Source organism: Paenibacillus sp. P3E (genome assembly GCF_001909045.1).
Taxonomy (GTDB): domain Bacteria; phylum Bacillota; class Bacilli; order Paenibacillales; family Paenibacillaceae; genus Paenibacillus_AQ; species Paenibacillus_AQ helianthi.
Genome location: NZ_LVWH01000202.1, coordinates 1 through 11,428 on the forward strand (window position 1 = coordinate 1; position 11,428 = coordinate 11,428).

Genomic DNA, 11,428 nt, shown 5'->3' on the forward strand with positions numbered 1-11,428 from the left:
ATTCATATTAGGATGGTGGAGTAATTGAGTAAACGTTCTGTTAGGTTTTTCAGTTTATGTGTAATTATTGGTGTGTTGGCAATCCCTTCGTTTGCAAACGCGGCCTCGACATCGGGACAGATTTCTGACAGTGATATTTTAGTACAAACTCTTAAAGTGAAGGATTTATTGGTGGAAAAATACAGTGACGGTAGATTGATGGGGAATGAAAATGCAAAAAATTTAAACGAGAATCAAAAAGACACTTTTTTAAATGCAATGGGATTTACAGAAGATGAAATTTCATATTTCTCTGATGCTACAAAAGATGAAATTATTATCCAAGGAGGTAAAAAGGTAAATTCAACTCAGACAGATTACAAGAATATCTTCACAAGTAAAGAGGGGGATGACTATTTAGTAACTCCTGAAAATAAAGAAGAAATTAATATGATGAGAACAAAGGATTTAACTTTGAATTCAGAATTAGCTGGTTTTTCTGCAACTACTTTAGATTCAAGTGAAGTTTGGGATGGGATTTTTCACGGATCTGGTACGGTAGTTTATATCGGTAAAACTGCTAATGCAATGGAATATAAATATACTTACCGGACTAATTTTAGATGGAATAAATTACCAAATTTTTATTGGACTGATTCTATCGGAACATCATGGGCTACAGGAACAGGTGTGGGTTCTAATGGTACTTACGTGATTGACAGTAGCGATCCTTGGATTGGTTATGTTGATAGAGGTTTTGCTAGCATTGATCAGTCAAGTGTACAAGGAACTAAGGGTACGATAGATCTCTATGGATTGGATGGTTTACATTATGGCGATTTAGCAACTGAAGTGAGAATCCCTGTTACTCAAAAAGGACTTACAGGAGCTTTTGGTTCTGCTTATGGACATGCTTATAGTACTGCAAACATGGATTTGGTTTTGAATTACGCATCAATCTATATTAATGGCTGGGGTGACAAATGGACGTGGAGAACTGAATATACGATTGGGCAGTAACATTTTTCTGCATAAAATGAGGGTAATCGAAGTCATGAGGTGATCTGATCTTCCTTTATCGAATTTTATTATTTATTAAACTAAATATGATGCAAGGACCTGTGGTATTTCACCAACAGGTCCTTTTATTTATAGTTCTAATTACATTGGATTATTATAGGGTTTACTTCTCACCAATTAGTTAGCTTGCTTTTGTACCATCGGCTATTTTGTATATCCATGTAATACGCCCATTGTACTTTGCGATCGTTTGCGGATAACGAATACCTATCGGTTTGATAGGAGGTGACCAGATTCGCATCGGGTCCCTTGTGGTAATACGTAGCCTGGGGTTCAATTCCCTTCAATAGAATCTTAAGAAATCCATTTACAGCAAGGCTTTCCGGTTCCACTTATAGAATATTCAGAATTCCCATTGCAACTAGTGCATCTACACGTAATAATTCAAACAGCTAAACACAAAGTGGTTTGCCCCTGTAGGTCCACTTGAATAGCTTCACCACCGTTTGGTTGAAATACTCAATAAACTGGAAAATCTATTTCTGCAAATCGAGCATGCTCTTGAAGTTGCCACGTCTCAGGGGCAATGGACCAAAATTCAAAACCAGAGTTCAATCTGGTTCAGCCAAGAGCAATGCTTCGGCGTGTACACCAAACGGTTGCGGTGGCGAGTCCGCTTCACATTACGGGTCTGCTGATACCACGTACTATTTCAAATCTCAAAGTTTATCTGTCCGTTCTGTTTCTGCTAAGAATAAGCTTGCTACCTGCCCCCGCCGCAGATTCATGCGGCGGGTTTTTTCTGCTCTTCCTCCTGCATTGAACTTAAAACCACCCGCAAGGGAGGTGGGAGTGGCGGAGGGGAAGTTTGGAACTGTAGGAGCGTCAGCGTCCGCCTTTATGTTTGGATTTCTACCGCTAGCAGCGGTCTATAATTAGAGAAATCCAAACATAACAGCGGCCGAAAGTCCAAACATTCCCCGCAGCCACGCCCGCCACCTCCCACGCCCGCCCAGCTTTCAGTTCAATGCTCCCGTTACCACGATAATCATTTCCCCAGAACGCCGCAGAAAGGCCCCTTTATGAGCAAATGATTGTATTCGTAACCTCCGGGACGCGGTAATGTGAGGCTTGTAACCAATACAAGTTAAACGGAGGTCAAATTGGCATGAACAAAAAATCCTTCACCCTGCTCCTGTCTGCACTGCTCACGTTCAGCATGTTGACAGCGTGTTCAGGAAACAACAACAAGAATAACGAAGCATCCCCGAGCAATGCGGGCCCCAGCGGCGGAACAGACACCGCAACGAAGGCACCGGAGCCGGAGAAACCGACAGAGATCAAGATTATGCTTCCACTGAACACGTCAGAGACTCCACCGGATACGATTAAGACGGAAGTGGAGAAGTTAACGAATACGAAGCTCACCTATCAGTTCTACCCGGCGGATACGTATGAAGAGAAACTGAACTCCTCGTTCGCCACGGGCTCTCTGCCGCAGGTTACGTATTTGAAGAACCAGACCACTTTCCTCCAGATGAAAGAGTCGATCAAGGACGGGCAGTTCTGGGAGATCGGACCACTCTTAAGCGAGTTCCCGAATCTCAATAAGCTGAAGCCGGAAATCCTGAACAATACCAAGGTGGACGGCAAGCTGTATACCCTGTACATTGGACGGCCGTTGGCACGGCAGGGCATCATTTACCGCAAAGACTGGGCCGACAAGCTGGGCCTGAAGCCGCCGGCCAATGTGGATGAGCTGTTTGCCATGGCCAAGGCGTTCACGGAGCAGGACCCGGATGGCAACGGCAACAAAGATACCGTAGGTATCGTGGACCGTAACGAACTGGTCTATGGTGCATTCAAAACCGTATCCTCCTGGTTCGGCACACCGAACAACTGGGGAGAGAAGGATGGACAGCTGGAGCCGGAATTTACGTTCCCGCAGTATTTCGACACGATGGATTTCTTCAAAAAAGCCCGCGATGCTGGGTACATGAACCAGGATTTCGCGGCGACCAGTAAAACGGATGCGGTAAAAATGTTCGTCAGCGGCAAAGCGGGGATGTATATCGGGGGCTCGATGCAGGATATTGATACCCTGAACAAAGACCTGATTAAGAATTTCCCGGATGCCGTGCTGGATACGCACAGTATGGTTGCTGGACCGGACGGAAAGTTCGCGCAATGGATGATTCCGGGCTACAACAATGTGGTGCTGTTCCCGAAATCTGCAGTCAAGGATGAGGCAGAGCTGAAGAAAATTCTGGCGTTCTATGACAAGATGATGACTCCTGAGGTTGCCAACCTGATGTACTGGGGCATTGAAGGGACCCACTATACTGTCGTAGACGGCAGAGCCAAACCTGCTGATGACAAAGAGTTGATTGAGCGTGAGGTTAAGGGCTACAAGGACAGTGTAATCGGTGAAGCGGAGACGAATGGCATGTACCAAAGTCTGAATGTGCTTCCAGGCCGAATCCATGCTGAAGAATTGCTGCTGGAGAATGTGAAGGTAGGTGTGGCTGATCCTACGGCTGCGCTGGATTCCCCTACCTATACTTCCAAGGGCGTAGAGCTTCAACAGATCATTACAGATGCCACATACAAATATATGTACGGACAAATCGACAAGGCCGGATTCGAAAAAGAAGTGCAGGCCTGGAAAGACCGCGGCGGCCAGAAGATTATTGAAGAATACAATGCCGTGTATAAGAAATAGGCAGCAGTTTTGTAGTAACTGAATACAAATGAAGCTGAAAAGGCTGCTAACAACGGTAGTTCAGCAGTCTTTTCGGATTCTCTTGGCGAGCCGGCAGTCAGGCACCAATTATGAAGCAGAAAGGAAGAGTATTATGCAGGAAGTCTCCGCTCAGCCTGGTGTGGTTCCCGAGCTGAAGCCCAAGAGCTATAAGAGCAGCAGTGAGCTCAAAAAACGTCTGTGGAGAAACAAATTGCTCTACGTCATGCTGATTCCGGGTGTGCTGTATTTTGTGGTTTTTAAATATTTGCCGATGTACGGTCTGATCATCTCGTTTCAGGATTACAAGCCTTACCAGGGGATAACAGGAAGTGATTGGGTGGGGCTGAAGCATTTCCACCGTTTATTTGCGGAGCCGGATTTCCTTAATATTCTGGGGAACACCTTGATTTTGTTCGGAATGAACATTTTATTTTATTTTCCGGTTCCGATTATTCTGGCGTTAATGTTGAATGAGCTGAGAGGCAGTTTTTTCAAAAGAACCTTTCAGACGCTCATCTATTTGCCCCATTTCATGTCTTGGGTTATCGTTGTGTCGATTTCATTTGTCATGGTTACGATGGACGGCGGGATTATCAACGAGCTGCTGGCCTATTTCGGTTTTGAAAAGATTAATTTCCTGCTGAGTCCCGGCTGGTTCAGGCCGATGTATATCCTTCAAGTCATTTGGCGGGAAGCGGGCTGGGGGACGATTATTTATCTGGCTTCGATTGCGGCTATTGACCCCGGACTCTATGAAGCTGCACGCATGGACGGAGCCGGACGGCTCAGACAAATCTGGCATATTACCCTCCCGGCGATCCGCGGCGTCATCATTACATTGCTTATTCTGAAAATTGGTTCCGTGCTCGATCTTGGATTTGAACATGTATATCTGCTGCTGAACTCCATGAACCGAGAGGTTGCGGAAATTATTGATACGTATGTGTACACGGCAGGACTCAGACAAGGGCAGTTCAGTTATAGTACGGCTATCGGATTCTTCAAATCCGTGATCGGACTGATTATGGTTATGTCGGTCAACAAATTGTCCAAAAAAATGGGCGAAGAAGGCGTTTATTGAGAACCAGCGGGAGGAATTGAAATGGTAGAAGATCGCACGATCGGCGGCAGAATCTTTTCTGCTGTGAACTTTACACTGCTTGCCCTCATTACCCTGATCACCGTGCTGCCGTTTGTGCACGTGGTTGCCGGATCATTCACCACAAGCGCTGAGATTGCGGCCAACAAGTTTGTGCTGATTCCCAAGGTGTGGAGCCTTGACGCGTATAAGTTTATTTTCTCGACGGACACGATTTTTAGAGCAATGGGTGTTTCCATAGGGGTTACACTCGTTGGCACGCTATTCAGTATGTTCATCACTGCCCTTATGGCCTATGGGCTCTCCAGAAGGGATCTGGACGGGCGCAATGTCTTCAACTTTCTCGTGGTGTTCACGATGCTGTTCCATGGCGGAATGATTCCCACCTTTCTGGTGGTGAAGGAGCTGGGTCTGATCGACTCGTATGCAGCCTTGATTCTGCCTTCGGCGATTAGTGCATTCAATATGATTATCCTGAAAAACTTCTTTCAGAATATCCCTGAGGGCCTTGAAGAATCGGCTAAAATCGACGGCTGCAACGACTTCGGCATCCTGTTCCGGATTGTGCTGCCCCTGTCCTTGCCGGCGATTGCAACGATTTCCCTGTTCTATGCTGTTACTTACTGGAACACTTATATGACTGCGATCCTATATCTGGATAATAGTGCGAAATGGCCTATTCAGGTGCTGCTCCGGCAAATCGTGGTGCTCGCGAGCGGGATGGACTACAGTTCCTCCCTGGATGCGACCAATCCGCCGCCGGATCAGACGATTAAGATGGCGGTTATCGTGGTGGCTACGCTGCCGATTCTGATGGTCTATCCGTTCCTGCAGAAGCATTTTGCCAAGGGAGCCATGCTGGGATCGATGAAGGGTTAGTAAGAGGTGCGGAGGGGAAGTTTGGAACTGCAGGAGTGTTACTTATATAGTGGAAGGGGTATGGAGATGATAGGCAGTCTGCCGGCAACACCTATGGAATGGGCACAACAGGTCTGTGATTCTTTAATGGATACTTATAAAGCAGGAGAACTGCCTCCAGCCCACCGCTGGCATTACCATCAGGGTGTGTTTCTATGCGGTATGGAACTATTGTGGGAAGCTGTCCAGGAGGACCGCTATATTGCATATATTCAGCAATACGTCGATGATCTGGTGGATGAGAACGGCAATTTGTATTTTGCCCGGGACGAGCTGGATGCGGTTCAGGCAGGATTGCTGCTGTTCACGCTGCATGAGCGGACCGGCCAGCCGAAGTACCGGATTGCCGCCGATAAGCTGCGCAACCTGCTGCTGACGCTGAACCAGACCTCGGAAGGCGGATACTGGCATAAAGATAAATATCCGAACCAAATGTGGCTGGATGGGCTGTATATGGCCGGAGTATTCTCCCTCAAATATGCCAATGCCTATGGCGAACCCGGCCTGCGTGAAACCGTACTGCATCAGGAGCGGCTGATGCGGAGGCATATGAAGGATGAGGCCACGGGACTCCTGTACCATGCCTGGGATGAGAGCAAACGCATGCCCTGGGCGAACCCGCAAACCGGCTGCTCCCCGGAGTTCTGGAGCCGGTCGCTGGGCTGGTACGGCCTCGCTGTCTCGCAGTTTCTGGATCTGCTACCTGCCGGTGATCCGGGTAGAGCGGAGCTCGCTGCCGAACTGGGCAGCTTCGTCGAAGCTCTCATCCGGTATCAGGATGGGGAGAGCGGACTGTGGTATCAGGTGGTCGACAAAGGCAGCCAGCCGGATAACTGGCTGGAGACCTCGGGCTCCTGCTTGTTCGTCTATACGATTGCCAAGGCTGTGAAGCACGGCATCGCTCCACCCGGGGCATTGGCCGCTGCCCGCAAGGGGTATGAGGGCTTGATCCGGGTGCTGCAGCCGGACGCAGAGGGCAGGCTGATTCTGCCCGACATCTGCATCGGAACATCGGCGGGTGATTACGAGAACTACGTCACCCGCCCGAAGGTCAGCAATGATCTGCACGGCGTGGGCGCACTGGTCATGGCGTGTGTGGAGATGCAGTCTTTGTATGGCGGAGCGGCGTCTGAGGGTTGAGAATAGCGCGGAGGGGGCGGCGGGATTATTCGCAGGAGGCTGTCGCCGCGCAAGTTAGGAGCACCGCCGGCCCCATCAGAGGTAGAAATACCTCTGGTTTCGTCCATCTGGCTCGGAACGGCCCCATCAGAGGTAGAAATACCTCTGGTTCCGCCTAACTGGCCCGGAACGGACTAATCAGAGGTAGAAATACCTCTGGTCCCGTCCACCTGGCCCGGAACGGACCAATCAGAGGTAAAAATACCTCTAGTTCCGTCCACCTGGCCCGGAACGGACTAATCAGAGGTAGAAATACCTCTGGTTCCGTCCACCTGGCCCGGAACGGGCCCATCAGAGGTGAACCCTCGGAGGAAATTCCGTTAATTTCATGGAAGGAGTGTAGCGGGTGTTTAATATTGTCGATTATGGAGCCCTGCGGGACACTGGCGAACCCGCCACAAGCGCGATTGCGGCTGCGGTTGCAGCGGCGGGTGAGGCGGGTGGAGGGACGGTGTATATCCCGGCGGGGACTTTTTTGACCGGGGCAATCCAGCTCCGCAGTAATATTGAATTGCACTTAAGTCCGGGGGCAGTGCTGTCATTCAGCACCCTTCCGCAGGACTTTCCGGCAGTGGAGTCCAGATGGGAGGGTGTGAAGCGGGAGGTGCATTCCCCCTGCATCTTCGGTAAGGATTTGGTCAACATCTCCATTACCGGTAGCGGTACCATTAACGGCAACGGTACTCCGTGGTGGGAGAAGCACAGGAATCATCCGGAGCAGCTTGAGCATCCGCGCCCGACGTTGATCGGTCTCAGCGGTTGCCGGCGGGTTACCATCAAGGATGTGTCGCTGATGAATTCACCGAGCTGGACAGTGAATCCTATCGGCTGCAGCAATGTGACGATTGACAATGTATCCATCCTGAACCCGGCAGACTCGCCGAATACGGATGGAATCAACCCCGAATCCTGCTCGGGTGTTCATATCAGCAACTGTCACATTGATGTGGGCGATGACTGCATCGCGATCAAAGCGGGGACCGAAGACACACTGGAGCGTATTCCCTGCGAGAACATCACCATCACCAACTGCACGATGGTCCATGGACATGGAGCGGTTGTGCTCGGCAGTGAGATGAGCGGCGACATCCGCAATGTGACAATCAGCAACTGTGTGTTCAAGCAGACCGACCGTGGAATCCGCATGAAATCCAGACGCGGCCGAGGCGGGATTATTGAAGATATCCGTATCAGCAATATTGTGATGGAGGACGTTATTTGCCCTTTTACGCTCAATCTGTATTATTTCTGCGGACCACGCGGCAAGGAGAAATACGTCTGGGACAAAAATCCCTATCCCGTTACCGCTGAAACGCCTTGTTTTCGCCGGATTCATTATGCCAATATTACAGCCAAGAATGTCCATGCTGCTGCGGGATTTCTGTATGGACTTGCGGAGCAGCATGTCTCGGAGATTACATTCACGAATGTGGATATCTCAATGGCGAAGAATGCGGTCCCCGGAGCTCCGGATATGATGACAGGGCTTGAGCCGATGAAGGGCCGGGGCTTTTATCTGGGATATGTACGGGATGTGCAATTCCACCAGGTGACGGTTGAGAATCACGAAGGCCCCGCTTTCTACATTGAGAACGGAGAAGAGGTCGAACTTATGAACTGCCGGTCCAAAAACACCGTCAAACCAGAAAAGCTGATCGAGCGGGTTACAGTTGAGCCGGTCAACAGTTAAGTGAAAAGTATTGATATGAAGCCGTGGCCCGTTTGGGGGCTGCGGTTTTTTTTGCTGCTTAAGTTCGAAGGGGAAAGGTAATAGATAATAGAAGGTTTGCTTTTGCCGGGTTTGTTCGGGAAAACGTTTTGCAATATAGAACGCTTGAGGATATAATTAGTACCAAGTACTAAGATCAGATACTAAACTATGGGGTGATACTTTTGAAGGGTGCCAAAATTACCGCAATCGGAGCTTACGTTCCGGCCCGGAGACTTACGAATAGCGATCTGGAGCAGATCGTGGATACCGATAATGAGTGGATTGTCCAGCGGACCGGAATCCGTGAACGCCGAATTAGCCGTGAGGATGAATACACCAGTGATTTATGTGCAGCCGCTGTGCTGGATCTGATGAAACGTTACGGTAAAAGCGTGCAGGATGTCGATATGATTCTCGTGGCCACAAGCACGCCTGATTTCCCTTTTCCTTCGGTTGCATCCATTCTGCAGAACCGTCTGGGGATTCAGCCTACAGCCGGAGCAATGGACATGAGTGCAGCCTGCGCCGGATTTGTCTATGCGCTGCATACGGCACATGCCTACGTGGCTTCCGGTCTGCACCGCAAGGTGCTGGTTCTTGGGGCGGATGCGTTATCTAAAATTACAGACTATACCGACCGGAGCACCTGTATCCTTTTTGGTGACGGGGCTGGGGCTGTGCTGGTGGAGAGCGATGAACAAATGGATGGCTTCGCCGGGTTCCATCTGGGCAGTGACGGCAGCGGGGCGCATCATGTATACCGCACAGGCCTGTCGCACAGGGTGAATGAGATAGATCTTATAGACACTGGCAAGCTGGTGCAAAATGGCCGTGAAGTGTTCCGCTGGGCGGTACGTACCGTGCCTCAGGGTGTGCAGCAGGTGCTGAACCATGCCGGAATCAGCCTGGACCAGGTGGACTGGTTCATTCCGCACAGCGCCAATTTGCGGATGATTGAACCGATCTGTGAGCGGTTGAATTATCCTTTTGAGCAGGCATTATATAGTCTTGAATATTTCGGGAATACTTCAGCTGCCAGCATTCCGCTTGCCCTGGATCTTGGTATCCGCGAAGGCAAGGTCGTGAACGGCCAGCAGATTCTGCTGTATGGCTTTGGTGCGGGGTTAACGCATGCCGGGCAATTGGTGAAGCTGGCACTGGCCCCCGAGGTCTCACCTCCCACCCCTCTCTAACCGAAAAATGACGCCCAAAACCAGAAAAACAGTGCCTTGAACCCTTACAACAAATAAGGGATTATATTATCGAAAGTGTTTTCGAATAGTGTTGTCTGCTTAAAAAAGTAAAAGTTTCGCCGGAGGGAGGACTGCTGAGAGTACTGTAAGGTTGTTACAGATTGCTAAGATCGCCATGGGTAGCTGACGTTGCTGATGATGATAGTGTGAGGGTGCGGCATAAGTACTTTAGCTGCTTGGATACTTAAGGGCCTTCAAAGGAAAGTGAGTATGCTGGTGAGGCTCACCGTTAATAGAAAGCTGACGTCAAGGGTTCACCAGCTCGCGGCAAGCCTGCTTTCGGGTTAACCGGTCAAACGGCTGCCGCAGGATTCGCGGACGATCAGCGCCGGTTCGACGACAAAGGAACCGCCGTCCGACTGATTGTTGATGAGGTCGAAGAGCATATGTGCCGCGAGTACACCGAGGCGTTCTTTGTTCTGGCGGATGGTGGTCAGTGTGGGGCTGGTGTATTTGCACGCTTCGATGTCATCGCAGCCGATGATGGCCACATCCTCGGGGATCCGCAGCCCCTGTTCCTTCAAGGCCCGGACCGCACCCAGGGCGAGCAGATCGGAGGCGGCGAAGACCGCTTTTGGCAAGCTTCCGGTCTTCAGCAGCTGCTGCATCGCCGCGTAGCCGCTGGATTCGAAGAAGTCGTCCCCATGCACGAACCACTTGCGGTTCAGGGTGAGGCCGAAGCTTTCAATCGCCTTTACGTATCCGGCCTCCCGCTGGTTGGAGATCTGTGAGTCCGCCGTACTTCCGATGAACCCAAGCTCTCTGTGCCCGAGCAGATAGAAGTGCTCCACCACCTTGGAGGCGATCTGGAAATTGTCCGACATCACAAATCCGGACTTTGTGCCTGTCAGCTCCAGGTCTACGCCGATGCAGGGAATGCTGCTCCTATCGAGATCGCGGATCGCCGGCTCCATCTTTTGCCCGGAGATAATGACGCAGCCGTCGACATTAAAATGCAGACAACGGGAGTAATAATCTCCGCTGCTAATGAACTTCTCGTTGGAGAAGAAGATCAGATCGTAGCCCAGCACACCCATCTGCTTCTTGAAGGAATTCAGCACCTCCACAAAAAATGGATGCGTAAATTCAACATTAAGCTCACCGGCAAAAATAACCCCGATCAGGCTGGACTTTTTGGTGGCAAGTGTCTTGGCGGAGTTGGAGGGGGAGTATCCGGTCTGCTCGATAATTTCCATGACCCTCTTTTTTGTTTTTTCGGAAACATCGCTATAATTATTCATGATTTTCGAAACGGTAGAGACGGAGACACCCGCCATTTCAGCGATTTTTTTAATATTCATTTGCATGGAAATCCAACCTCCGCTTATCCGTGCATTCAGTCCAAAAGACTGCTACGCCGCGCTTATTCATGAATTTAAGTCTATTCAACTTACCGTAGCAAGTCAAACGGATATTGTATGAGAAGTGCGCGGACGGGCATGGGTTGCACGAATTAGAGGGTGTTGGCGCAGGTATTTTCGAAACCGATTTCGATTTTACGCGGGAATGAACAATAGGACTTCGGG

General features: G+C 49.9%; 8 protein-coding genes. 7 read left to right on the forward strand and 1 reads right to left on the reverse strand.

Features of this window, described 5'->3' with window-relative positions; genetic code table 11:
- The first annotated feature begins 24 nt into the window (after window positions 1-24).
- The 7 genes from A3842_RS25150 to A3842_RS25180 all read left to right on the forward strand — a co-directional run bounded on the left by A3842_RS25150 (window position 25) and on the right by A3842_RS25180 (window position 9,842).
- The gene (locus A3842_RS25150; protein ID WP_074103121.1) at window positions 25-999 is read left to right on the forward strand and encodes a hypothetical protein; all 975 of its coding nucleotides are present in this window, start codon (window positions 25-27) and stop codon (window positions 997-999) included.
- Between the two features lie 1,168 nt (window positions 1,000-2,167).
- Complete coding sequence (locus A3842_RS25155; RefSeq protein WP_074103122.1) at window positions 2,168-3,721, forward strand: extracellular solute-binding protein; 1,554 nt, start codon at window positions 2,168-2,170, stop codon at window positions 3,719-3,721.
- Between the two features lie 133 nt (window positions 3,722-3,854).
- Entirely contained in the window at window positions 3,855-4,823 is a 969-nt protein-coding gene (locus tag A3842_RS25160) for an ABC transporter permease (RefSeq protein ID WP_074083867.1), read from the forward strand.
- A gap of 21 nt (window positions 4,824-4,844) precedes the next feature.
- Window positions 4,845-5,720 carry a carbohydrate ABC transporter permease gene (locus A3842_RS25165; protein ID WP_074083786.1) on the forward strand — a complete coding sequence of 292 codons (876 nt, stop codon included), beginning with the start codon at window positions 4,845-4,847 and terminating at the stop codon, window positions 5,718-5,720.
- 66 nt (window positions 5,721-5,786) lie between these two features.
- Window positions 5,787-6,899: a glycoside hydrolase family 88/105 protein gene (locus tag A3842_RS25170; RefSeq protein ID WP_083609726.1), complete on the forward strand. Its 1,113-nt coding sequence runs from the start codon at window positions 5,787-5,789 to the stop codon at window positions 6,897-6,899.
- A gap of 385 nt (window positions 6,900-7,284) precedes the next feature.
- Window positions 7,285-8,628: a glycoside hydrolase family 28 protein gene (locus tag A3842_RS25175; RefSeq protein ID WP_074103124.1), complete on the forward strand. Its 1,344-nt coding sequence runs from the start codon at window positions 7,285-7,287 to the stop codon at window positions 8,626-8,628.
- A 203-nt stretch (window positions 8,629-8,831) separates the two neighbouring features.
- Window positions 8,832-9,842: a ketoacyl-ACP synthase III gene (locus A3842_RS25180; RefSeq protein WP_083609727.1), complete on the forward strand. Its 1,011-nt coding sequence runs from the start codon at window positions 8,832-8,834 to the stop codon at window positions 9,840-9,842.
- Window positions 9,843-10,186: 344 nt separating this feature from the next.
- Here A3842_RS25180 and A3842_RS25185 read toward each other — a convergent pair whose 3' ends face one another.
- Window positions 10,187-11,203, reverse strand: coding sequence for a LacI family DNA-binding transcriptional regulator (locus tag A3842_RS25185; RefSeq protein WP_074103137.1), 1,017 nt, complete (start codon window positions 11,201-11,203; stop codon window positions 10,187-10,189).
- Window positions 11,204-11,428: the final 225 nt, after the last annotated feature.

Coding starts and splice junctions, on each gene's coding strand:
- A3842_RS25155 (WP_074103122.1), top strand. CDS start 2,168: ATGAACAAAAAATCCTTCACCCTGCTCCTGTCTGCACTGCTCACGTTC.
- A3842_RS25160 (WP_074083867.1), top strand. CDS start 3,855: ATGCAGGAAGTCTCCGCTCAGCCTGGTGTGGTTCCCGAGCTGAAGCCC.
- A3842_RS25165 (WP_074083786.1), top strand. CDS start 4,845: ATGGTAGAAGATCGCACGATCGGCGGCAGAATCTTTTCTGCTGTGAAC.
- A3842_RS25170 (WP_083609726.1), top strand. CDS start 5,787: ATGATAGGCAGTCTGCCGGCAACACCTATGGAATGGGCACAACAGGTC.
- A3842_RS25185 (WP_074103137.1), bottom strand. CDS start 11,203: ATGAATATTAAAAAAATCGCTGAAATGGCGGGTGTCTCCGTCTCTACC.